Annotated in this window: 22 protein-coding genes; 10 read left to right on the top strand and 12 right to left on the bottom strand. The window is 35.7% G+C overall.

What is annotated here, in order from left to right; genetic code table 11:
* Positions 1–252: 252 nt before the first annotated feature.
* The 6 genes from C9J37_RS08015 to C9J37_RS07990 form a co-directional block, all read right to left on the bottom strand.
* On the bottom strand, positions 253–990 hold the full coding sequence (locus tag C9J37_RS08015; protein ID WP_107894959.1) for a DUF4184 family protein: 738 nt from the start codon (positions 988–990) through the stop codon (positions 253–255).
* A 244-nt stretch (positions 991–1,234) separates the two neighbouring features.
* The gene (locus C9J37_RS08010) at positions 1,235–1,990 is read right to left on the bottom strand and encodes an amino acid ABC transporter ATP-binding protein (RefSeq protein WP_024364436.1); all 756 of its coding nucleotides are present in this window, start codon (positions 1,988–1,990) and stop codon (positions 1,235–1,237) included.
* Positions 1,991–2,003: 13 nt separating this feature from the next.
* Positions 2,004–2,705 carry an amino acid ABC transporter permease gene (locus C9J37_RS08005; protein WP_024364437.1) on the bottom strand — a complete coding sequence of 234 codons (702 nt, stop codon included), beginning with the start codon at positions 2,703–2,705 and terminating at the stop codon, positions 2,004–2,006.
* Between the two features lie 12 nt (positions 2,706–2,717).
* Positions 2,718–3,425, bottom strand: a complete 708-nt coding sequence (locus C9J37_RS08000; protein WP_107894958.1) for an amino acid ABC transporter permease — start codon at positions 3,423–3,425, stop codon at positions 2,718–2,720.
* A gap of 114 nt (positions 3,426–3,539) precedes the next feature.
* The gene (locus C9J37_RS07995; protein WP_107894957.1) at positions 3,540–4,409 is read right to left on the bottom strand and encodes a transporter substrate-binding domain-containing protein; all 870 of its coding nucleotides are present in this window, start codon (positions 4,407–4,409) and stop codon (positions 3,540–3,542) included.
* 35 nt (positions 4,410–4,444) lie between these two features.
* Positions 4,445–5,611: an acyl-CoA dehydrogenase family protein gene (locus tag C9J37_RS07990; RefSeq protein ID WP_107894956.1), complete on the bottom strand. Its 1,167-nt coding sequence runs from the start codon at positions 5,609–5,611 to the stop codon at positions 4,445–4,447.
* 282 nt (positions 5,612–5,893) lie between these two features.
* Between C9J37_RS07990 and C9J37_RS07985 the strand changes: the two genes are divergently transcribed.
* A complete protein-coding gene (locus C9J37_RS07985) occupies positions 5,894–6,643 on the top strand; it encodes a YybI family spore inner coat protein (protein ID WP_107894955.1) in 750 nt (249 codons plus the stop codon).
* Between the two features lie 111 nt (positions 6,644–6,754).
* Here the strand turns inward: C9J37_RS07985 and C9J37_RS07980 are convergent, their stop codons facing one another.
* The gene (locus C9J37_RS07980; protein WP_107894954.1) at positions 6,755–7,129 is read right to left on the bottom strand and encodes a VOC family protein; all 375 of its coding nucleotides are present in this window, start codon (positions 7,127–7,129) and stop codon (positions 6,755–6,757) included.
* 240 nt (positions 7,130–7,369) lie between these two features.
* Here C9J37_RS07980 and C9J37_RS07975 point away from each other — a divergent pair, with 240 nt between their 5' ends.
* Complete coding sequence (locus tag C9J37_RS07975; protein WP_107894953.1) at positions 7,370–9,319, top strand: methyl-accepting chemotaxis protein; 1,950 nt, start codon at positions 7,370–7,372, stop codon at positions 9,317–9,319.
* A gap of 282 nt (positions 9,320–9,601) precedes the next feature.
* On the opposite strand, the gene C9J37_RS07970 is transcribed toward C9J37_RS07975, so the two are convergent.
* The gene (locus C9J37_RS07970; RefSeq protein WP_107894952.1) at positions 9,602–10,033 is read right to left on the bottom strand and encodes a VOC family protein; all 432 of its coding nucleotides are present in this window, start codon (positions 10,031–10,033) and stop codon (positions 9,602–9,604) included.
* Between the two features lie 291 nt (positions 10,034–10,324).
* Here C9J37_RS07970 and guaC point away from each other — a divergent pair, with 291 nt between their 5' ends.
* Positions 10,325–11,308 (top strand): GMP reductase, encoded by a 984-nt coding sequence (gene guaC / locus C9J37_RS07965; RefSeq protein ID WP_107894951.1) that lies wholly within the window; start codon positions 10,325–10,327, stop codon positions 11,306–11,308.
* 211 nt (positions 11,309–11,519) lie between these two features.
* On the opposite strand, the gene C9J37_RS07960 is transcribed toward guaC, so the two are convergent.
* Positions 11,520–11,744, bottom strand: coding sequence for a phosphate-starvation-inducible protein PsiE (locus C9J37_RS07960; RefSeq protein WP_107894950.1), 225 nt, complete (start codon positions 11,742–11,744; stop codon positions 11,520–11,522).
* A 242-nt stretch (positions 11,745–11,986) separates the two neighbouring features.
* On the opposite strand from C9J37_RS07960, the gene psiE reads away from it, so the two are divergent.
* The gene (psiE, locus tag C9J37_RS07955) at positions 11,987–12,436 is read left to right on the top strand and encodes a phosphate-starvation-inducible protein PsiE (protein ID WP_024364447.1); all 450 of its coding nucleotides are present in this window, start codon (positions 11,987–11,989) and stop codon (positions 12,434–12,436) included.
* Between the two features lie 30 nt (positions 12,437–12,466).
* Here the strand turns inward: psiE and C9J37_RS07950 are convergent, their stop codons facing one another.
* On the bottom strand, positions 12,467–13,723 hold the full coding sequence (locus C9J37_RS07950) for a GNAT family N-acetyltransferase (protein WP_107894949.1): 1,257 nt from the start codon (positions 13,721–13,723) through the stop codon (positions 12,467–12,469).
* Positions 13,724–14,037: 314 nt separating this feature from the next.
* On the opposite strand from C9J37_RS07950, the gene C9J37_RS07945 reads away from it, so the two are divergent.
* Together C9J37_RS07945 and C9J37_RS07940 are read left to right on the top strand one after the other, a co-directional pair.
* On the top strand, positions 14,038–15,057 hold the full coding sequence (locus C9J37_RS07945) for a hypothetical protein (protein ID WP_235617060.1): 1,020 nt from the start codon (positions 14,038–14,040) through the stop codon (positions 15,055–15,057).
* 280 nt (positions 15,058–15,337) lie between these two features.
* The gene (locus C9J37_RS07940; RefSeq protein WP_107894947.1) at positions 15,338–16,480 is read left to right on the top strand and encodes a SpoIIE family protein phosphatase; all 1,143 of its coding nucleotides are present in this window, start codon (positions 15,338–15,340) and stop codon (positions 16,478–16,480) included.
* A 100-nt stretch (positions 16,481–16,580) separates the two neighbouring features.
* On the opposite strand, the gene C9J37_RS07935 is transcribed toward C9J37_RS07940, so the two are convergent.
* Together C9J37_RS07935 and C9J37_RS07930 are read right to left on the bottom strand one after the other, a co-directional pair.
* Positions 16,581–17,441, bottom strand: coding sequence for a CheR family methyltransferase (locus C9J37_RS07935; RefSeq protein ID WP_107894946.1), 861 nt, complete (start codon positions 17,439–17,441; stop codon positions 16,581–16,583).
* A 9-nt stretch (positions 17,442–17,450) separates the two neighbouring features.
* Entirely contained in the window at positions 17,451–20,198 is a 2,748-nt protein-coding gene (locus C9J37_RS07930) for a CHASE3 domain-containing protein (RefSeq protein ID WP_107894945.1), read from the bottom strand.
* Between the two features lie 352 nt (positions 20,199–20,550).
* On the opposite strand from C9J37_RS07930, the gene C9J37_RS07925 reads away from it, so the two are divergent.
* From C9J37_RS07925 to C9J37_RS07910, 4 genes are all read left to right on the top strand, one after another.
* Entirely contained in the window at positions 20,551–21,741 is a 1,191-nt protein-coding gene (locus C9J37_RS07925) for a M14 family metallopeptidase (protein ID WP_107894944.1), read from the top strand.
* A gap of 183 nt (positions 21,742–21,924) precedes the next feature.
* Positions 21,925–22,254, top strand: coding sequence for a PadR family transcriptional regulator (locus tag C9J37_RS07920; RefSeq protein WP_107894943.1), 330 nt, complete (start codon positions 21,925–21,927; stop codon positions 22,252–22,254).
* Positions 22,251–22,658 (top strand): permease prefix domain 1-containing protein, encoded by a 408-nt coding sequence (locus C9J37_RS07915; RefSeq protein WP_107894942.1) that lies wholly within the window; start codon positions 22,251–22,253, stop codon positions 22,656–22,658. The genes C9J37_RS07920 and C9J37_RS07915 overlap by 4 nt, the downstream gene beginning before the upstream one ends.
* 2 nt (positions 22,659–22,660) lie before the next feature.
* Entirely contained in the window at positions 22,661–23,320 is a 660-nt protein-coding gene (locus tag C9J37_RS07910; protein ID WP_107894941.1) for a hypothetical protein, read from the top strand.
* Positions 23,321–23,335: the final 15 nt, after the last annotated feature.

The following is a 23,335-nucleotide window of genomic DNA, read 5'->3' as shown; positions in this document are numbered from 1 at the left end:
CACTTAATATTTTTCCACTATACGGAAATTAATTCCGATAAACGGAAATATATTAGTAAAAATATAAAAAAAGAAAACCTAAATGTCAATATTTTTTGATAATTCTGTTTAATAAATAATTGAAATTTCCTACATCATATAGCAAAAATCTACTAGTTCCTCCTCTTTTCAACAAACAGCGCTCAAAAATCAGTAACAAAAAAGACTGTCCCATTTAACAGAACAGTCTCTATAAAGATAAATCTCAATACTTTACCTTTTTAGCCAATATTTTAAGTAGATTGATATGACAAATAAACTAATAAAAAAAGAATCGATTATTCTTACAACAAGAATGCCATAATTTAAAAATGGCACATAGTCTATGGCATACCAAATAATTACCACTGAAGATGCCATTATTAATAAAGATGACCAATAAATAATTTTATGTGTAACACCAACGGTAGGATTTCTATGTCTCTGAGATAATGCTCTGAAATACATATAACCAAATATCAAAATGAATCCCAGTAATGTACTACCATGCTGCAAAAACTTATACAAAGGTAGGTCAAAACCATAAATACGATAGATTTTAGTAAATACTGTAGGGAATGTAAGCACCATATAACCATTTATATGCGTAAAGGAATCCCATACGACATGAGTTAGCATGCCAAACAGGGCAGAATAAATAAACACGACTAATTTCAATAATTTATTGGAATCTACTCTATTTGTATAAGTATCTTGTAGTATATTAGGCAAATAATTAACAAAAGTTTGGTGTATAAAGAAATGATAGATAAAGTAGATGAAAGCTACTAACGGTAGATTTAACGTAATAAACCCCATAAAAGTATGACCTATTTCACCCTTAGGTTGACCTCTTAGAAAATACTCAAAGTCTGGAGCCATACTACCAATAACCATTGCAGAAAAATTAATATACTTACTTTTTCTTGAGAACAGTAGTACGGCAGCGGGATGTGCAAAAGTGAGTGGCATTGATGTAAACCCCTTTTTGAAAATTTAGCTTTTGCTGTAAGTTCTCAAAATCTTTCCAATTAAACTGTTAAGCTCAACTCCAGTTATGGCTACAAGAATTGAACATCTTTTTTCAAGTAAAAGTATAAATTCTATAGGGCGCAATGACAAATAAAAACGTAAATCATAAGTCAGAAGAAAGATAGTACAACAACTAGAGCCCCATCCCTGCCACTAAAAACGTTTCACTAGTTCCAATAAAACCTTAAATATAAAATGTATAATCCTCTGGTATCACGCGCTTTAAAAACTTTTTCGTCCGCTCTTCTTTCGGGCTAACGAATATATCATGTGGGCTTCCTTCTTCGACAACAACCCCACCATCCATAAAAATAACGCGGTTTGCCACATCCTTTGCAAAGCCCATCTCATGCGTTACAACAAGCATTGTCGTGCCCTCTTTCGCAATGTTCTTCATAACCGTCAATACTTCTCCCACTAGTTCTGGGTCAAGGGCAGAGGTCGGCTCATCGAATAAAATAATATCTGGATTCAAGGCAACTGCACGGGCAATACCAACACGCTGCTGTTGGCCGCCAGATAACTGACTTGGATAAGCATCATATTTTTCTGACAGCCCTACTTTATCAAGCGCTTTTTTACCGATTTCAATCGCTTCAGCCTTTGCTATTTTTCGGCCAATAACAAGTCCTTCTGTCACATTTTCTAAAGCTGTTTTATTCGTAAAAAGATTATAATTTTGGAATACAAACGCTACACGTTGACGAATAGCATGGACATCCTTCTTTTTGACATTTTGAAAATCAACATCGATCGTACCGAATGTCGCATGCCCTTGGTCGGCCTTTTCTAAAAAGTTAATGCAACGCAATAAAGTCGTTTTACCTGAGCCACTCGGGCCTAAAATAACAACTACATCACCTTTATCAATCGATAAATCTACACCTTTTAAAATTTCATTATCGCCAAATGATTTATGAATATTTTTGATTGTTAACATAAAGATTCACCCCTTAGGCATTTGCCACTTTGTATTTGCTCAAATGTTGCTCGTATCGCTTAAACAAGTATTCAACCGTACTGCATAAAATTAAATACACGATGAATATATCAAGATATGCTTCCACATAATTGTAGCCCACATTTGCAGCAACTTTTGCCTTCAATGTAATTTCTGGTAAGGACATCGCATATCCCAATGACGTCGCTTTTATTAGGTTTACTGTTGCTGTACAAATATTCGGCATCGCCACTACTAATGCTTGTGGAATAATAATTCGGCGATAAGCTTGAAATGTCGTTAAACCCACTGCATGTGCCGCCTCTAGCTGACCCTTTTCAATGGTACCGAGTGCCGAACGGAATACCTCGATTAAAATAGCTGTTGTACTAAAAGCAAACACGATAAATGCATACCAAATTGGATTGATTTTATAAATGTCATAGGTAATATGATATTTTTCAAAAACCATTTTTAATATGAGTGGAATACTACTATAAATAATAAAAATTTGAATAATAATGGGCGTACCTCGAACAAAGGATACATAAATCTTTGCTAGATGATGGATGACCGGAATTTTATTAATACGTGTTAGTGCTAATAAAAAGCCAAGTGGAAGGGCAACGAGTAATGCAACAACAGTTACAAGGAGTGCGATCGGTACACCCGATAATGCTACAAAAAAGGTTTCAACTAAAAATTGATAGTTCATCATTACGCCTCCTTACGTTGTTTCTAACGTTATTTTTCCCTTGCCAAAAAACTTTTCTAACATAGCAAAGAATTTTTCAATCACAATCGATAGTACCCAATAAACAATCGCAAGTGCGATATAGATTTCTAATGCATGGGCATTAATATTACTTGCAATAATTAAATTAGCCTTACCAACAATATCAATTAGCCCAATTGTGTATGCCAATGCTCCTTCTTGTAATAGCGCAATCATTGCATTTCCGAAGTTCGGTAATGCAATAACGAGCGCTTGAGGGAAAATAATGCGGCGATAAGCTTGGAACCGTGTTAACCCTACACTAACAGCAGCTTCAAACTGTCCCTTATTAATAGCCAAATAGGAAGACCTAATCACCTCAGACATAATTGCAGCAAACTGCAATGTAAATGTCACGACGACGAAGAAGGCTGTCTCTATCGCATGAAGATTTATACCGATGTTTTCTGCTAATGCAGGTACCCCATAATAAACAAGGAATAATAGAACAATTGATGGCGTACAACGCATAATAGTTGTATATAAATTCGCCATTTTTTGTAATACCTTCATTGAACTCAACTTTGCAGCGGCTAATAATAAGCCGAAGAATATACCTAGTACTATGGAAGACCCTGCAACTAAAAAGGTTACTTTTAAAAACGGCAATAATAAGGGAATAGCGTTCCAAATATACGATGCATCAAAATACTTCTCCATTTCCTCACCAACTTTATCAATGTCTTCACTAAAGGCAGCTATATTACAACGCCTTCGCTCTCCGTTTATTAAGAAAGACTGCTGAGTAACTTGACTCAGGCAGCCTTTTAAAAATTATCGATTTACGTTTTCTAACACTTCAAATAAATCACGGCCATAAAACTCTTTACTTAATTCACTTGTTTTCTTTTGCTCTTTAATTTGGGCAATTGCTTTATCATAAGCATCCGCAAATTCTTGTTCTTTTTTATTGAACAGTGGCCATGTTTTAATCACTGCAAATTCGTTATAAACAACCTCTTCCTTCAAATTATGATAAGCGCCATCGTCCGCTAATACTTGCTGCTTAAATGGACCTTCAATCATGACACCACCATCAACGCGCCCTTCATTTACCCATTGCACAACATCGACAGTAAAGGCATCCCCTGCTTGTAATTTTACTTGGTTGTTAGGATTTGCTTTGTTGTACTCGTCAATAATTGTATACTGGGCATTGTTAGCAGCAATCGGCGCTAATGAATATCCTTTTGACGCAAAATCCGCTAATGTTTTAATCCCTTCATCTTCTTTGCGTAGCACTAAACCTGCACTACTTAATCCTAAAAATTCTTTAGGGAAAATGAATTTCTCTGTACGTTCCTGCGTGAAGAATGCATTTTTCACCCCGACTTGGTACTTTCCTTGCTCTACACCGATTAATAAATCATCACTTGTAGTTCCAACATATTCGAACTTATATTCAGGTAATAGTTCATCTACTAGCTTCATTACTTCCACGTCGTAGCCTGTTGGATTACCTTTATCATCAATATAGCTAATCGGCTTAGAAGCTTGATCGTATGCTACCTTCACAGTACGTACTTTAACCCCATCTTCTGTTTCATTTTTAGAAGCTTCGCCCGAACTGCATCCTGCTAAAATAGCAAGAGAGGCCAACCCGACTGCTGCAATTTGAAATAATTTTTTCTTTTGTTTAAACATATGTCATTTCTCCTTCATCTCAAGTGATTATATGATTACTGTTCAGATAATTTTTGTTGCTCAATGGCAGCTGTCGCTAATTTTAGTATCGTCATATCATCCATTGGCGGATTATGTAATCCTGCACGAACATTACGATAATAGCGTTGTAACGGGTTCGTAAGCTGTAAACTTTTTGCTCCAACGACGCGCATCGCCTTATCCACAACATCAATCGCAATATTCGTCACCGTATGCTTGGCAACTGCCATTTCATTCGTTAAAGTATGGCGTCTAGTTGGATCATCATAAGCCTCTGCCACGCCATAAAGGACAAAACGCGCCTGATGTAGCTTTAATTCAATATCGCCTAATAACTGCTGTACATTTGGTAATGTGCTAATCGGGGCATTTAAACTGTTTGGTTGATGATGATTAGCGAAATGTAACGCATAGTCTCTCGCTGCCTGTGCAATCCCTAAGTAAGTTGCAGGGATGTGCAAAATCCAGCCATTAATCTTGCCACCACTTGGCTGACTCGGCAATTCTACTAAATGATTAGTAGGAACCACTACGTCCTGTAATACTAAATCATGACTGCTTGTGCCACGCATCGCTGTCATTTGCCAGTTTTCTTCAATTGTTAGCCCTGCTACATCTTTATGAATGAGGAAAAAGCCAATTTGCCCTTTTTCTTCAATCCAAGCAGACGTTAAGAAATAATCGAGTACGGGTGATGCAGTCGTAAATATTTTACGACCATTTAATAACCAGCCATTCGCTGTCGATACGGCATTTGTCCCTGGACGGCCACCTCGCGTTGGACTACCAGTTGCTAATTCACTGACAGCTCGATTGATAATGGCACCTTGTTGTACTTTCTGTGCGAATTTTTGGAGTAAATCCTCAGCCCATAGCTTTTTGTCATATATTTCGCCAACAACACCTAATGTCCATCCGAGTGAAAGAGAGGCGTTTTCATCGTAACTAGCTAATGTTTCTTGAACGAGAATCATATCGTAAACAGATAATCCTTCTCCTCCATATTGTTTCGGTAAAGTTAGTTTTGGATAGCCGATTTGTAATAGTAGCTTATATGCCTCAAATGGAAACCACGACTGTTCGTCGACTTCTACAGCCTCCGATTTGATTGGCTCTGCAATTGAAGCCAACTGCTCTAGCCAGTAACGCTGACGCTCCGTTTTAATAAATAACTCTTTCACAAAAATCTCCTTCTTCCCAAATTATATAAAACATATATATTTACTAAGAATTAACGGTTTAAAAAAAATCTCTACCTACATTAAGTAGTGAGATAACTTGTGGTACTGAATTTTCTGATTCATTGACATTATGATACTTTCAACATGGTTAATTGTCAATGGGCTAATCATAAGTTTTTTAGTAAGTATTATAGGATTTATTCCCCTCTTTTTTTTCACAACTTATTTTATGCACCAAGCTGTATTCAAAACATATGCTAACACTAAGAAAGAGGTGTATAGATGAACAATAATTTAAATCCATCTCCAAGTACAATAAACATGACACAAATGGCTCCTCAAATTATTCAAACAAAATTTGGGGATATTAACGGTGATGGTTTTTTTGAAACCGTAATATTAATGGGTACTAAAACACCCGATAGCCCGCTCTGGAAAAACATTACACTTGTCATCTTTTACGGGCAGACACGGCAATTCGAACAAATCGGGCTGAAAGAAAACGTTGGCTATAGTCCTACCATTTTTCTCGGAGATTTTACTGGAGATCATATAGAAGATATTATGGTGATTTCTGATACTGGTGGTAGTGGAGGAATTATTAACGGTGAAATTTTTTCATCTATAAACGGCAAAGTACGTTCAATATTTGATACCGAGTCATTTAATAATAAACTAACTTACTCAGTCAATTACTTAAATAACTATAAAGCATCCGTGCGGAGTTCTAATCCTAAAAAGCAATATATTCTTGATTTACAATATAAAGGACCAGAGTACTTAGCGGAAATTTATAATCAAGATGGCACATTAAAGCAACCGATTGAAGGTTGGGTTGACCCTATCAGTGGATTATACCCTGTTGATTTTGATCGTGATGGCACATATGAAATATTAGCTTATCAAGAAATTGCGGGCAGATATCATGCGGATGGGTTAGGATATGTTGAAAACATTTTAAAATGGAATGGTCGGGAGTTTGTCATTGATCGACAATCTGTAGCCATTTATGGTGAGGATTTAACATCGTAACGCTCATTAAGACAGGTAGCCCTCTAAAGATAAAACTACTATGCTAATTAGATTAAAAAAATCCGTAGACAGCCCTACGGATTTTTTGTAATGAGGGGTTTGAAGCCCTTTTTATTTTTCCACTAAAGCGAAGTAATTGTTTTCAGGATCTGCAAAGTTAAAAACTCTACCGATTGGCATCATGACTAAGTCCCCTACTTTAATTCCTTTCGTTTGGAAATCTTGATACATGTCAGTTATGTTATCGGCGTAAAACATAATAGAAGGTGTCCCTAAATTTAATTCAGGTTGCATTTTCGCAATTACTTCTTTATTGTGCAGTACGAATGACGTTTGGGCATTCTTTGTAGGAGCAATTTCAATCCAACGCATCCCTGCTTCCTTATTATCAGCTACTACTACAAATCCTATTTTTTCAGTCCAAAACGCGACAGCTGCATCTTGATCATTTACATATAACATTACTTGTCCAATTTGTTGAATCATTACAAATCCCCTCCTCTTCTGAGCAATAGTATACATCAAATAGAACATTTCTATGTCTATCAACAAAGAATGTTTTTCAAGGTTTGAGATATTTTTTCGATACGATCAATTATCTAAAAATAAAAACCGATAAGGGCTTAACTTTTATTGTATATTTGTTAAAATTAGCTAGTCGTCTATTATTTACCTTCTTGGGAAAAAGTATAGAACAATAAAACATTTTTAGTGAGGATAATACAATTGACAAAACTAAGTTTACGGAAAAAGCTCATTTTTTCATTCTTAGCAATGCTTCTCATCCCAACTTTATTAATCGGTATCATTTCTTATCAAAGTGCAGAGAAGCAAATTTCTAAGGAACAACAAGCAAGTACAACCGAAAGTATTCGTATGCTTAATACGAATATTACTAGTACTATTAAGCCAAAGATTGAGGACATTCAATATTTTACTAAGAAACTTAATCAATCTTACTTACAAGAAAGTAAAGTGCCAGAGCTTAAGTCACTATTTAAAGAATACGTAAATATGCATCCAGAGATTGAACTTGTCTATTTTGGGACAAGTGAGGGCAAGATTCTCGATGAGCCCGCTCAACAATATCAAAGTGACTTTGACCCACGAACAAGACCTTGGTATACACAAGCAGTAAACAACCAAGGGCAGGTAACGATTACCGCACCTTATATTTCACAAGCTTCTGGTGACATGGTTATTACAATTACACAAGCATTGCCAGATAATTCTGGAGTCATCGGATTAGATCTCAATATATCTACATTAAGTGCCATTACGGATGATATTCGTATTGGAAAAACAGGCTTTGCCTCACTATTAGATAACAACAAACTTTATATTTCTCAACGTGGTAAAGAAAGTGGTTCCGAGGCTAGTGAAAGTTATATCGCTAAAATTTATGAACAGGATAGTGGCACAATTATAGAAGCTGATCGACAGCTACAATTTATCACAAATGAACTAACGGGTTGGAAGCTTGTTGGTACAATGTTCACAGCAGAAGCGACAAAGGCGGCCGCTACAACGTTTAATATGAACTTAATCATTATTGCGGTGTCCATTGTTGTGGGTGTAATGTTTATGCTGATTATGATTCGTTCTGTCGTAAATCCAATTAATCGACTAAAACATAGTGCTTTAAAAATTAGTGAAGGCGATTTAACGGAATTTATCGAAATTCACTCTAAGGATGAAATTGGCTTACTTGGTGAAGCATTTATTTCAATGAAGGTGAACTTGAAAAACCTTATTCGCAATGTTGACCGCAGCGTCCAACATGTACAAGAATCCGCACAAGGATTATCTGCCCATGCAGAGCAAAATATTGCTTCTTCTGAGCAGGTTACACAAGCGATGCAACAAGTAGCGATTAGTGCAGAAAGACAGACAACAGGTATCGACCAAAATGCTATCTCTATTGAAGAAATTGCACAAGGAATCGTTGAAGTAGCAGATAGCGCAATGCAAGTGACAGACCTTTCTAACCACGCGATTGTGCAAGCCGAGGAAGGTGGTCAATCCGTTGAACGCACTGTAAATCAAATGGTATCAATTAATGAATCCGTGACACAATCAGACAGAATGATTAAGTCGCTTTATGATCGTACAAAAGAAATTGGTTCAATATTAGAAATCATTAGTGCGATTTCCGACCAAACAAATTTACTGGCATTAAATGCTGCGATTGAGGCTGCTAGAGCAGGCGAGCACGGTAAAGGTTTTGCTGTCGTAGCTGATGAAGTAAGAAAATTAGCCGAGCAATCACATCAATCTGCCGAGCAAATTTCTTCGCTTATTACAGGGATTCAACAAGATACGGCTAAATCGGTGGAAACAATGGTCAAAGCTTCTTCTGATGTACATGAAGGTTTACAGCTATCAGAAGATACAAGTAAAAAATTCGCGAGCATTACTGAAAGTTTACGTAATATTGCACCGAAAATGGAAGGTATCTCTGCATCTGCTCAAGAAATATCAGCTGTAGTGGAAGAAGTTACTGCAACGGCAATCGAGCTAACTGATCATGCAAAAATGAATGCAGCAGCCTCTGAAGAAGTTGCCGCTTCAACTGAACAAACATTGTCCTCTATGCAGGAGATGACATCCGCAGCTAAAGCTTTACTCGATATGGCGGACGAGTTACAAAGCTTTGTAGGTCGTTTTAAATATTAAGAGACAGGTACAAAAGAGAAAAAGTGTTAGATTGACTGCCATCAATCTAACACTTTTTTGCTACGCCGTTGTTGTCCGCTTCGGCAGTACTTTCCACTCAACACACATAACGAGTGGAATGCCCGCGTCTTACGGTGTGGGCATTCTGAGCAGGAGTCACCGCCTTCGCTACCAACAACTAGTGAATACTTATTTTTTATTTTTGCAAAAGCAAGGATAGTAAAAATTTACGCACATCTTTCCTCTGTTCCTTAAATTTCTTTAGTTCTAGCCCAGCCTATTTCAATTTTCCGATTTAGCTTTTTCCTCATGGCTAAACTGCCACTCGATACCAAACTTATCTGTAAGTGAACCGTAACATTTACTCCAAAATGTTTCTTGAAGTTCCATCGTCACTTTGCCACCCTCTTTCAGTTTTTCAAACGCTTGTCGTAACTGCGCTTCATCATCTGTTACTACAGCTAATGTGACATTGTTACCAATGGTAAACGGTGAACCTGGGAATGTATCCGAAAACATTACCGTACTGCCTAAAATGGATAAGCGTGTATGCATAACGAGATTTTTCGCTTCCTCTGGTAATGGATAGCTTGGATCACTTGGTGAATCTCCAAATGTCATAATTTCAGCCTTGTCCGTATTAAAAACTTGCTCATAAAATGTTACAGCCTCTCGACAATTGCCATTGAAAATTAAATACACCTCTACTGCCATGCTCACCACTCCTCTGTCATTTATGAAACAACTCTATTGTACTTAGATAGCGAACGATAAGCTAATCTTATCATTAGGAAACCCTCCATAGTTTTACTTCTAACATTCATATTATACTGTCAAAAAAGGATATGCTTTTCTATGTTTTAGTACCTTTCTTGTCTCCAACTGTCTATTTTTTATTTATTTTGATAAAATCTTTGACTTTTCATTGAAAATCATGTAAATTACCAAATGGCGAACAATTTAAAATAAACATCGAAAAATATTCGTATTTTAGGAGTGTATATAATGGATAACGTATTTGATTATGAAGATATTCAACTAATTCCCGCAAAATGTATTGTAAACAGTCGATCAGAATGTGATACATCTGTTACATTAGGCGGACACAAATTTAAATTACCTGTAGTCCCTGCAAATATGCAGACTATTATTGATGAAAGTATTGCCGCTAAGCTTGCTGAAAACGGTTACTTTTATATTATGCACCGTTTCAACCCTGAAACGCGTATTAGCTTTATTAAAGATATGCAAAGTCGTGGCTTAATTGCTTCCATTAGTGTCGGTGTAAAAGACGAGGAATATACATTTGTAGAAGAATTAGCAAGTGCTGGCCTAGTTCCAGAATTTATTACAATTGATATTGCACATGGTCATTCAAACGCTGTCATTCGTATGATTCAACATATTAAACACCATTTACCAAATAGCTTTGTTATTGCTGGTAATGTTGGTACACCTGAAGCAGTACGTGAGCTTGAAAACGCTGGTGCAGATGCTACAAAAGTTGGTATTGGGCCAGGTAAAGTATGTATTACAAAAATTAAAACAGGTTTTGGCACAGGTGGTTGGCAATTAGCAGCACTACGTTGGTGTGCAAAAGCTGCAACGAAACCAATTATTGCGGATGGTGGTATCCGCACAAATGGTGATATTGCAAAATCTGTACGTTTCGGTGCTTCAATGGTCATGATTGGTTCTTTATTTGCAGGTCACGAGGAATCGCCAGGTGAAACGATTGAAATCGATGGCAAATTAGTAAAAGAATACTTCGGCTCTGCATCAGAATTCCAAAAAGGTGAGAAGAAAAATGTCGAAGGTAAAAAAATGTTTGTAGAACATAAAGGCAGCCTAAAAGATACGTTAATTGAAATGCAACAAGACCTTCAATCATCTATTTCTTATGCTGGTGGCACAAAGCTAGAGGCTATTCGCAACGTAGATTACGTTATTGTAAAAAATTCAATTTTTAATGGCGATAAAGTTTACTAAGCACTATTAGCTTAACGAAAAGTACCCTATAGGATAGACAACAATCTATCTTATAGGGTACTTTTCACTTTTCATACGATTATGGCGAAAGTTGATAATTCTACACAATGCACTTGAAATATCCCATAGACAAAGAAACAAGCCCCCCAAAGGAGCTTGCCTGTTTGAAGTACATCTTGATGCTTTACTAATCGCCTTTAAAGCTTAGATATTACAGCTTGTTGATTACAGCATGTAAAGTTTCTTGTAATTCTGCATCATGATCAGAAAGGTCTACAAGGTTACCTAAACGCTCACGTAATACAGGACGTTCAATGACTAATTTCTCGTCAAGAACTTGAACTAATAACTCAATAATAAGACGGTCACGAACATTTAATGCCTCTTCTAAACGTTCTGGTGTAATTTTTGCATCAGATTTTGCTGCTTTTGCCATTTAAAAAAACCCCTTTTATTTTATATTCATGCAACTCTATTTTATCATACAGCCTAAATTTTTTAAAAACTTTCTTTTACAATACTATACAGTTATTTACAGTATTACGCATCTTCTGTTTACGTTATCATGTTATATTCAATAAAAGTAAGAAAATACACCAATTGCTATTCTCTTTTCGACGTTTTATTCATATTCTATAAGATAAATATTATGTTTAAATAAGAAGATGGAGGAATTACATGAATCACAAGCATAATACGTATCAACAACTTGTCAAAGCTGTCCCAAAATCTTTACAATTATTTCTCAACGTCTGCCTTGTATTATTAGCACTTATACTGTCCTTCCTGCTTATGAAAGAGCTCATTGAGTTTCTAAACATCTTATTAAAAGGCGGTACTAGTGACTACAAACTTTTCCTAGCAAATATTCTTATTTTCTTTTTGTATTTTGAATTTATTACAATGATTATTAAGTACTTTAAAGAGGATTACCATTTCCCGCTACGATACTTTATCTATATAGGGATTACAGCAATGATTCGCTTAATCATTGTCGAACACGATCATGCCATTAACACATTAATCTATGCCCTTATTATTTTAATATTAATTATTAGCTATTTTATTATTAATATTACACCTTTAGAAAGACCCGTTCGTTCATCCATCCTAATGAAAAAGGATTAACACGAAAAAAATTTTAACGTCTTTCTCCTATTAGAATGCTGTTACACACGTTGGTTTATTCAAAACAAAGAAGAACTTGTGCAATTCCTGTAAAAACTGCTCATCACTAACCTTTAGCATGCCGAGCATAAATAATTCTTGAACCGTCACCACGCCCATCACTAGCGAAGAAAGCTCCGCAATATCAATCGTCATTTCTACATCATAGTGTGCGTTTTCTAACATCTCCAGAGCGCCATCTACCGCTCTTATTATAAGAGGATTATTATTTTCTTCTAACAACGAATCACAAACAGTAAGCTTAAACGTTATATTGCTTTTATTAAAATGATGTCGCTTGAGTTCCTGAAAGAAACCTCTTACATTGATTATCCGATACATTAAACCAATCCCTACAATAGCATTGGCATGGTATACACTCGGAATTAAATGATTGGATTCATTACGGACATCCCCTAAAAAGAAATGAATATTGTCATCCTGTGTATGCCATTCAATTCGATTTACTTGATCTGCCTGACTATTTAAAAACGTACTAAGCTCCAGTAAAGCCTCGGGTGTTTCATATAGAAATTCTTTTATAACCATATTATTCAGCAAAAAATTCGACTCACTTTGCTTTTTAAACGAAAAGACGATATAGCCTTCTATATGGTCATCTTTGTCGACTGCTATAATATAGTTTTGCGAATTTTGAAAAATGCTATCCAACTCATTTTTTGTTTTTAAAAACATACCATGCTTTTTCAGTGCTATTCTGTTATAACATTCTTCCAACAATTGCTGGTCCTGTTGATGTAAATATTTAAGATGCTGTTTGGTAGACCCTTTTGGAAAGCTTGATGGTTGCACTGAATATTGGTACATTTTCGGTCCATAACCAAAGCCCATTTTTTTATAAAAATCAGGTCTAAATGGATATAAGGCAACGATGTGCACATCTTTCTCTAAAAAAATTTGATAGAAATGGTCGATTAGTTCTTTAGCAACTCGCTCTTTTTTATGCAGTAAGTCTACTGCAACTTGACCAACACCACCAATTGGAATGATATTCGAAAATAAGTTCATTTTAAAATCATGGATACGCATACCACCCAATAAATTGTGGTTTTCCCATAGTCCATAATAATTTATAGTGGGTTCATTGCTCATGTTATGCTTAAAAATGGATACTAATCGCTCCTTTGTTTGTGGAGAAGTTTGCACGACTCCCGGATAAGCACCAATAGCAATATCTACATATTTTAAAACTTCCTCTTCTTCTTGAATTTTCTTTACAATTCGCATATACACCCTCCTATTATTATAAAATTATTTGGCTTAATGCCATTTGCTTTCACATTAATTCCTGCCCCTATTAATAACATATATTACCACACACGATTCATTACTGTATGATAACTGTAGAGTAGCTAAAAAATGTGTGTCGATAAGAATGTGCCTTCGAAGGCAAGGGGCTGTTAGCTTCCCCCAATATCAATATGTTCGCTGGGAAATGCAAAACAGGGAGCGTAGTAGTTGCCTCAAAAATGATGTGTTGAAACGCTATTTCATTTGCTTCTAACAACGTTGTTAGGGCTATATACATTACTATAAGGAGGATGACAAAGTTGGATATGATTGATGCCTATCTTTATGAAGTGATTCGAAGGATTCCTAAAAATAAAAGGGACGCGATTGGAGTTGAATTAAAATCTACAATTGAGGATATGTTACCCGAAGATTTTTCAGAATTAGAGGTAAAAGAGGCTCTTTTAAAACTTGGAGACCCAGCAAAACTTGCAGCGAGCTATCAACAGGAACCGAAATATTTAATTGGTCCTGAACTGTACAGCACTTACATGCAGACAATCAAAGTAGTGCTTCCTTGGGCAATCCTTATTACAATAATTGTACTTCTTGTAAAAAGTATTTTTTCCTTCCCAGCGGATGGATTGCTGTTGTCTGCTATTATTCAAGCCATATCTATAACGATTGCCACTATGATCGAAGTAGTATTACAAGTACTGTTTTGGGTTACCATTGCCTTTATCATAACGGAACGCTATGGTAACACGAAAAATATACTATTCTTTATGAAAAGCAACAAAGAATGGACACCGGAAGATTTAAAGAAAACAAAAATTATCGACAAAGACAATTATATACCGCTTACTGATATTATCTTTAGCCTATTAGGAATAGCCATTTTTACGTTTGTTTATTTGAATGCCGCTCATCTGATTGGAATTTACTCTTCGGATGAAAGAAGTGGCTTAAAATTTGTTATGCCTATTTTCAACCAAGATACCCTCTTGTCTTATAGACCGATTATTTTATTTTGCATCGTTTTAAGTATGGCTTTAACCATATATAAATGGAAGGTTAGACAATGGACCATGCCGATTGCCATTATAAGTGCCGTTCTTCAATGTATTGGTACAATTGTGTTGATTGTCATGGCAAATCAGCCTGATATTATTCATAGTGCGGCAATACCCTATATGGCGGCTATTATGGAAACCACTTCTACAAAGATTTTGTTTACGCTAGACCGCATACTACTGGTCGTCATTACTCTGACGCTTCTAGCAAGTGCATTTGATATTTATAGTGGCTTTAAAAAGGCTAAAAAGCGCTAAAATTCTTTGTGAAAAATAGTTTAAATCCCCAAACAGAACGGGTAATAAATTAATATTGATTTTTTTTCATATTTTTTCACTACTCGTTGTGACTTTCACCTATAGTTAACAGAGGTTTAGCAATAAAAAACAAACTTATTTCCTAGTAAAATATACCTTAAATTCATTAAAATACCGTTATTCTCTAATGTTTTGTATAATAATGATGTTAAGAGTATTTTTAATACAATTTATAATCTGCACTTCATCAATGGTTCAAGCAGACTAAGGGGAAAAAACTATGACAATTCTTCTTGTAGATGACAATTCAGTCAATCTATTTGTAATCGAAAAAATTTTAAAAAATGCAGGTTATGATAACTGTGTATCTCTTTCATCAGCTTATGAGCTTTTCGACTATCTTCAGTTAGATGCAAAAAATCCCGCAGGTACTTCTGTCGAGCTGATTTTATTAGACATTATGATGCCTGAAATAGATGGTATTGAAGCTTGCAAACGGATAAAACAAAATGAAAAATTCAAAGATATTCAAATTATTTTCGTTACAGCATTAGAAGATAAAAACAAGCTTGCGGAAGCACTCGATATTGGAGGGGTCGATTATATTACCAAGCCCATCAATAAGACTGAACTTCTTGCAAGAATTCGTGTTGCTCTAAGATTAAAGGCTGAATTAGATTGGCATATGAAACAAGAAATGAAAATCAAGTATGAATTAGATTTAGCCACACGTGTACAACGCAGTTTACTAAGTGCACCTTTAACTGAAGATCATATTCAAATCGAGGTATCCTACCTCCCCTCTTCAAATTTAGCAGGGGATATGTACTATTGGTATAAAATTAACGATCACCGTTACGCGGTTATTTTACTCGATATGATGGGTCACGGTATACCAGCAGCGCTCGTTTGTATGTTTATCTCTTCTGTACTAAGGGAAGCTGTCAAACAGTTGGTGGAACCCGAGCTCGTTATTAAGGAACTGAATCGTTATATGACGCTTCTGCAAAATGCAAAGGAAGAAAATATTCATTACTTTACAGCTATTTACATAGTAATTGATACGGAACAAAAAACAATTGAATACGTTAACGCGGGCCATCCTGCTGGATACGCACTTGTTGATGAAACTACACTAGTTCCTTTAAACCAAGGAAGCTGTGCTGTTGGCTTTTTTGAAGAAATAAAGGTACAAAAACAAACAATTAAATATCATAAGGATGTTCAAATTGTTTTATATACGGATGGGGTTTTAGAGGCGATGGGACCATGCGAAATAGAATCTGAAAAACTTTTACAAAAACTAACCTCAAACAAATGGAATTATACACAATGTCTGATTGATAATTTACTACCTAAAGAAAAGCAAAAAAACCAACCGGACGATATGTGTGTATTAATGATTCAAGCACAAGCAATGTAAATTTAGGAGTCAGTAATTTCAAAAATCCGCATACACTTCTGCCGCTGACAAGCGTAAACGCAATGTCTGCAACAGAATGTATAGCGGATTTTTTCTATGACTACCTTCTTTTTTTTTGATAAATTTTTTCAATGGCAACAGTTTCATTATATTTTGAAATGATCCCGTCACAACGTAGCGTTTCTTTATCTCCTAAGCATAAAAAGCCATCTCGGCTTAGACTATCGTAAAATAAATGATGTACTTGGCTTTGTAGAGCAGGAGAAAAATAAATTAAAACATTGCGGCAGACAATCACATGAAATTCATTAAATGATTGATCTGTTACTAAATTATGCTGTGCAAAAATAATATTTTTTAAAAGTTCCGGATGGAAATAGGCGTATTGATAGTCCGTTTTATAGTATTCCGAAAAAGCATGATTCCCCCCCGCAAGCATATAATTCGTTGTATATGCTTGCATTTTTTTTATTGAGAAGGCGCCCTTTTTTGCCTTTTCTAACACATGCTCATTCATATCCGTAGCGTAAATCACAGACCTATCTATTAGTCCTTCTTCCTGTAATAATATAGCCATTGAGTACACCTCTTCGCCTGTAGCACATCCTGCATGCCATATACGAATTTCTGGGTACTGTCTTAAATAGGGCACAACTTCTTTACGGAACGCTTTAAAAAAGCTAGGATTACGAAACATTTCCGTGACATTTATAGAAAAATCATTCAAGAGCTGCTCCAAAAAACTTTCTTCATGTATCGCTTTTTCTTGTACCCGAGAAATCGTCGGTATATTACTCACCCTCATCCGATTATAGATCCGACGAGAAATAGATGAGCGATTATATTGTCGAAAATCAAAACCGGATAAACGATAGATTGCTTCGAGTAGTAACTCAATTTCCATATCTGCATGCTTATTCATTTGTTGCTTTAGCTCAAAATTTTGGAATTGATTATCCATGCTTATATTTTAACTCCCTTTAGAAACTAGCCATACGCGTAAGACCGATACTAATTGATCTAGATTTAACGGCTTACTAATATAATCAGATGCTCCTGCTTCTAGAGATTTATCACGATCTGTACTCATTGCTTTTGCTGTTAAAGCGATAATTGGCAAATCAGTAAGCTTCATTTTCGTACGAATATTAGACATTGTTTCATATCCATCCATATTCGGCATCATAATATCCATCAGAATAAGATCTATTTTATTATTCGTCTCCATAATCTCTAAACATTCTAATCCATCTTTCGCAACGAGAATATTCATGCCTCGTTTTTCAAGCGCTGCTTTCAATGCATAGATATTGCGATTATCATCATCTACGATTAAAATATTTTTCCCTTGGAAAACTTCTACTTCTTGTGGAGAAACCTGATAGCTTTCCTCTACTTGCTCTTCCACTTCTTCAACAATGTCGTCAGCTTCTAGTGTAGCGACCACTTCAACATAAGCGGAATCTATGGCTGCCGTATTTAAGCCGTTAGGTAAACTTGGAATAGTGAGCGTAAAGCTACTGCCTTTCCCTTCTTCACTTTGTAATGCAACCCAACCTCCAAGTAATTTTGCAAATTCCTTACAAATGGATAAACCAAGACCTGTTCCACCATATTTACGTACAGTAGCCCCATCTGCTTGTTGGAAGGATTCAAAGATTAGCTGATGCTTGTCCTTTGGAATACCTATTCCCGTATCAGATACCGTAATTTCAAGCCATTCTGTGCTTACTTCTTGCATATTAGATGTTAGTTGTTGATGATCAAGCTGCTTAATATCTAAATGTACATAACCCTGTTCCGTAAATTTCAATGCATTTGATAATAAATTTTTTAAAATTTGTTGGAATCTCTTTTCGTCTGTATAGAAAATATCGACTACGTTTGGTGCTTTCGAAATATGCAATTCTAAATTCTTTTTCTTAGCTACTGGCGCAAAGATTTGCTCTATTTGCATTGGCAATTCACTCATATTTACTTCATCAAAAATAATTTCAATTTTACCAGCCTCAACCTTTGATATATCTAAAATATCATTGATTAATGCAAGTAGATCCTCACCAGAAGAATGAATGACTCTTGCAAATTCCATCTCTTCTTCCGTTAAATTATCGTTGCCATTCTCTGATAACATTTCAGACAAAATTAAAATGCTATTTAATGGTGTCCGTAATTCGTGGGACATGTTGGCTAAAAACTGAGATTTGTAATTAGAATTTAATACAAGTTGCTCCGCACTATCTTCTAAATCTTTTTTGGCGCTCTCTAATTCTTTCGTTTTCATTTCAGCTTCTTTTGTTCTTTCCTCAAGCTGTTCATTAATCATCGTGAGCTCTTCTGTTTGCATTTGTAACTCTTCCGATTGCGTTTGTAGCTCTTCCGATTGTACTTGTAATTCCTCTGTCATGGCTCTTGATTCATTTAAGAGTCGTACAATTTCCATACGCCCTAAAATGCTATTGACCGTTAATCCAAATGTTTCGATTATTTGGTTCACCAACTCCTGCTGTAACGCTGTATAACTCTTCATCGTCGCAAGTTCTACAACAGCTATAACCTCATCTTCGAATATAATGGGGAAAATAAAAATACTCTTTGGTGGTGCTTCACCTAAACCTGTTCCGATTAAACGATAATCTTGCGAAACATCATGATTAATGAAAACCCGTTTTTCAAGCGCACATTGACCAATTAAACCTTGTCCAATTTTAAATTGGTCAATACCAACCTTGTCTCCCGCGTCAGCAAAGGACGCTTTCTTCACAAAGCAGACTTCGTTATTGTGCATTTCTCGCACATAAAATGCACCGAAGGATGATTGCGTTTTTTGCGCCATTTCTGAAAGAAAAGTTTCAGCCAATTTCGTGATAGCAGAAATGCCTTGATATTTCGTAACGATTTCAGCGATATTAGCTTGCAACCACTCTCTTCGCTCCAGTGTATCTAATAACTCATTTGTCGCATCTGCCAGCGCATTAATTTCATCATTCGTTTTAACGTGAATCCTTGTTCGATGATTACCTTTTGAAGCGGCAATTTCTTTAATTGTTTGTGTGACCTCTGTTATTGTTTTGACGATTGAACGTGAAATCCCACTAGCTATAACAATCGCAATAAAAGATACAAGTACTAAGATGCCAAACAATGCCGTAGTTAAATTACTATTTGTTTTGTCTAATTGTTGAGCTTTAGTTTGCGTAAATGCATTCTCATCTGCACGGAAAGCGTCAAATTGCTTTCGCATCGTGTCCATATCTTTGCGTCCAACATCTACTTTAAAAAAATCTTGTAATGCTGCGGTATTCTTTTCTTTTTTTAATTTTATTGTCGGTTCACCAGATGTCGCTATCCAATGTTCGATCGTTGCCTTAATAGCATCTAACTTCTTTTGTTGATTGCTTCTATCCTCTAATAACTGATAGAGTTCATCATAGTCAATCTTCCAATTTTCTTCGGCATTTTCGTATGGCTCTAAATAGCTCGAATCACCAGTAATAATATAGCCTCGTTGGCTCGTTTCCATATCTAAAATATATTTTTCAATACGATTTGTAAGTGTTTGCACTTGAGAATCATATTTAATAATAAAATTCCTTTCCTTTTGTAGGGAAGTAATTTGATTGTTTAATATAATCACTGACGCAAGTAAACAAAGAATAATAACTACATAACCGAGGGTAATCTTAGTCCGAATACCCATTTTCATTTTTTTATCCATTGTATTCCCTACCTTTACCTGTCCTACTAACATATTAACAGCATAATGATGGAATTAAAAATTACAGATGCACTTCACCTTTTATCCATTTTACTAAAATTGCATATTTATAAATTTAGGAATTTCTTTCTCCCTACTTATTTCCCGCTTCAAAGCCATTTAATCTTATCATTTCAAAAATACACCCAAAAAATAATGAAAATTTGTCTATTTATTCATATCTATTTATATTCATTCTTTTGTCGACAAATTAAAGAAAGTCTTTTGTATTGTTTCGAGATTTTGTTAATAAGCATTTTATAATTTCATATACATCTTATATTGAATGATTTTGAAATAAGGGGAGAAAAATGTGGATATATTGATTAGGCCTGGTGATTCACTGTGGTATTTCAGCGATTTGTTTAAAATACCCCTTCAACTACTCTTGGACTCCAATCGAAACATCAACCCTCAACTACTTCAAGTAGGACAACGCATTCAAATACCTGGATATGTAACAACTAGTTATACCATTACACAAGGCGACTCTTTGTGGCAAATCGCCCAAAGTAAAAATCTTCCGCTCAATGCCATTTTACTTGTCAATCCTGAAATCCAGCCAAATCGACTACAAATTGGGCAGACAATACAAGTTCCTCAAAGGCTAACTTGGCGGCTCGTAAACGGCCAGCAAAATTATGATTACAGCATGATGATGAATGATATAAAAAAACTACAAACCGCCTATCCATTTCTTCAAGGCACGCCCATTGGCAACTCCGTTTTAGCACAACCAATTCCTGAGATTTTAATTGGAAACGGCTCAAAACGCATACATTATAACGGTTCCTTTCATGCAAATGAATGGATTACTACACCGATCATCATGACTTTTCTAAACGACTATTTACTCGCACTAACAAATCAAACGACCATTAGAGGGCTCTCGATGGGGCCACTTTATAACCAAACAACGCTATCACTAGTTCCGATGGTTAACCCCGATGGCGTCAATTTAGTTATCAATGGCCCGCCAGCTAATGAAGCATTAAAAAATAAACTAATTGCTTGGAATCATAACAGTCAAAACTTTTCTGGATGGAAGGCGAACATTAATGGTGTGGATTTAAACGACCAATTTCCTGCAAAGTGGGAGCTTGAAAATGCTCGCAATCCACAAACACCAGGACCACGTGATTATGGAGGGGAGGCTCCGTTGACCCAACCAGAAGCTATTGCTATGGCCGATTTAACAAGGAGCAGCAATTTTGCTTGGGTTTTAGCATTTCATACGCAAGGCAGGGTCATTTATTGGGGATTTGAAAATCTCGAACCACCTGAATCACAAACAATGGTAGAAGAATTTAGCAGAGTAAGTGGTTATGAGCCCATTCAATCTGCAAATAGTTATGCTGGTTATAAAGATTGGTTTATTCAAGATTGGCGCAGACCAGGCTTCACAGTAGAGCTAGGTAGCGGTACAAACCCGCTGCCAATTAGCGAGTTCGATACTATATACCAAGAAGCGCTAGGTATTTTTTTAGCCGGATTGTATTTATAACAACCAATTTTACTTTTTAAACTTAACAACTTAACGAAGCCGACCATTCAGGATACTTGTCCTACTTGGTCGGCTTTTATTTTTTATTTTTTCTATAAAGTACCGATTATTACTTTGACAGATAGAGTAATCTTTGCTAATATTACTCCATCAGATAGAGCAATAATTTTAAGTAGGTGACGTATGGTTCGAAGTGACATTATCCGTGGACACTTGGATTCAATTATTTTGCGGCTAATTTTAGAGAAGGATCGCTATGGTTACGAAATTTCCCAAGAAATAAGCAACCGGACAAATAATAGTTTTCAAATTAAAGAAGCAACTCTATACGCCGTATTTCAACGTTTAGAAAAAAAAGAAGTAATTGAAGCCTATTATGGCGATGTATCACACGGAGGCAAAAGAAAATATTATCGTATTACCTCATTAGGCAAGGCTTATTTAAGCGAGCTTGTAAAAGAATGGGCAGAAGTGAAGGAAATTATCGACTTATTTATGGAGGGCTTAGAATGAAAAAAATTAACCATCATATTGATGAGCTATTTAAAGACATGCCACGCAATACTGAAACAGAAATGGTGAAACAGGAAATCATCGAAAACCTTGAAGAAAAAGTATTTTATTTAATGGAGCAAGGCAAGGAAGAAGAGGATGCCATCAATAAAGCAATCGTTGAATTTGGTGATATTGAAGATTTAAAAAAGGAATTGGGTGTAAAAGAGCCTGAAAAGAAAAGTATGGCTAAGTTAAATTTAGAATTTTCGCTATGGGGAAGTGGATTAATAGCAGCGTTCTTTATTTTTATCAATCTTTATTACACACCCAATACAATTTGGGCGATTTATCCAATTTTCGCAATACTATGGTGGCCCCTTTCGATGTACTTCGTCTGGTCACGTAAGAAATGGAGTGAGTAAATATGAAACATTTTATTAGTTTTTCGGTTGTTGGCAGTTTGATGACTATGTTATTTTTAGGAATTGTCAATTATACAACAACACCTCAAACAGTATGGTTTATTTACCCTTGTATATTGCTGTTGCTATGGCCTATCACTTTATATTTCATGTCAAAAAAACTATATAAACAATACGCCGTCATTTGTAGCGCCATGGTTATTGCTTTTCTCATTATTGAAAATCTATTGTATTCACCGCAGCATTTATGGTTTATCTATGCTGTTTATCCGATAGTATGGTGGCCCATTCTTATGTATTTAGAGGAAAAAGCGAAATCATTGAATATTGCACTGATTGGCTGTGCAAGCACCATCTTCTATTATTCATTCATCAATTTCATCATGTCCCCACAATATCCTTGGGCGATTTACCCGGCATTTTTAGTGATATGGTGGCCATTAGCTCTATATCATGCCCAAAAAAGAACGTTCGTTGCCTTCTCGGTTTATGCTAGCTTACACATCAGTATCTTTTTTATTATCGTCAACATTGTTTCTTCACCAAGCGTAATTTGGGCGATCTACCCAATATTCTTAGTACTTTGGTGGCCATTAAGTATGTATTTTTATGTTTACAAAAGAAGACTTTATCAACGTTCTACCATGACCAAAGATTTTTAAACGACTACAATACAG

The organism is Lysinibacillus mangiferihumi (genome assembly GCF_003049665.1).
Taxonomy (GTDB): Bacteria; Bacillota; Bacilli; order Bacillales_A; family Planococcaceae; genus Lysinibacillus; species Lysinibacillus mangiferihumi.
The sequence above is the reverse complement of the archived record's forward strand: the minus strand, read 5'-3'. Positions and strand labels throughout refer to the sequence as shown.

Bases quoted from the DNA above. Each gene is read 5' to 3' on its own strand.
- C9J37_RS07920 (WP_107894943.1), top strand. From the start codon at position 21,925: ATGGTTCGAAGTGACATTATCCGTGGACACTTGGATTCAATTATTTTG.
- C9J37_RS07935 (WP_107894946.1), bottom strand. From the start codon at position 17,441: ATGGATAATCAATTCCAAAATTTTGAGCTAAAGCAACAAATGAATAAG.
- C9J37_RS08000 (WP_107894958.1), bottom strand. From the start codon at position 3,425: ATGGAGAAGTATTTTGATGCATCGTATATTTGGAACGCTATTCCCTTA.
- guaC (WP_107894951.1), top strand. From the start codon at position 10,325: ATGGATAACGTATTTGATTATGAAGATATTCAACTAATTCCCGCAAAA.
- C9J37_RS07940 (WP_107894947.1), top strand. From the start codon at position 15,338: ATGACAATTCTTCTTGTAGATGACAATTCAGTCAATCTATTTGTAATC.
- C9J37_RS07960 (WP_107894950.1), bottom strand. From the start codon at position 11,744: ATGGCAAAAGCAGCAAAATCTGATGCAAAAATTACACCAGAACGTTTA.
- C9J37_RS07980 (WP_107894954.1), bottom strand. From the start codon at position 7,129: ATGATTCAACAAATTGGACAAGTAATGTTATATGTAAATGATCAAGAT.
- psiE (WP_024364447.1), top strand. From the start codon at position 11,987: ATGAATCACAAGCATAATACGTATCAACAACTTGTCAAAGCTGTCCCA.
- C9J37_RS07970 (WP_107894952.1), bottom strand. From the start codon at position 10,033: ATGGCAGTAGAGGTGTATTTAATTTTCAATGGCAATTGTCGAGAGGCT.
- C9J37_RS07915 (WP_107894942.1), top strand. From the start codon at position 22,251: ATGAAAAAAATTAACCATCATATTGATGAGCTATTTAAAGACATGCCA.
- C9J37_RS07950 (WP_107894949.1), bottom strand. From the start codon at position 13,723: ATGCGAATTGTAAAGAAAATTCAAGAAGAAGAGGAAGTTTTAAAATAT.
- C9J37_RS08010 (WP_024364436.1), bottom strand. From the start codon at position 1,990: ATGTTAACAATCAAAAATATTCATAAATCATTTGGCGATAATGAAATT.
- C9J37_RS08005 (WP_024364437.1), bottom strand. From the start codon at position 2,705: ATGAACTATCAATTTTTAGTTGAAACCTTTTTTGTAGCATTATCGGGT.
- C9J37_RS07985 (WP_107894955.1), top strand. From the start codon at position 5,894: ATGAACAATAATTTAAATCCATCTCCAAGTACAATAAACATGACACAA.
- C9J37_RS08015 (WP_107894959.1), bottom strand. From the start codon at position 990: ATGCCACTCACTTTTGCACATCCCGCTGCCGTACTACTGTTCTCAAGA.
- C9J37_RS07945 (WP_235617060.1), top strand. From the start codon at position 14,038: ATGACAAAGTTGGATATGATTGATGCCTATCTTTATGAAGTGATTCGA.
- C9J37_RS07995 (WP_107894957.1), bottom strand. From the start codon at position 4,409: ATGTTTAAACAAAAGAAAAAATTATTTCAAATTGCAGCAGTCGGGTTG.
- C9J37_RS07910 (WP_107894941.1), top strand. From the start codon at position 22,661: ATGAAACATTTTATTAGTTTTTCGGTTGTTGGCAGTTTGATGACTATG.
- C9J37_RS07930 (WP_107894945.1), bottom strand. From the start codon at position 20,198: ATGGATAAAAAAATGAAAATGGGTATTCGGACTAAGATTACCCTCGGT.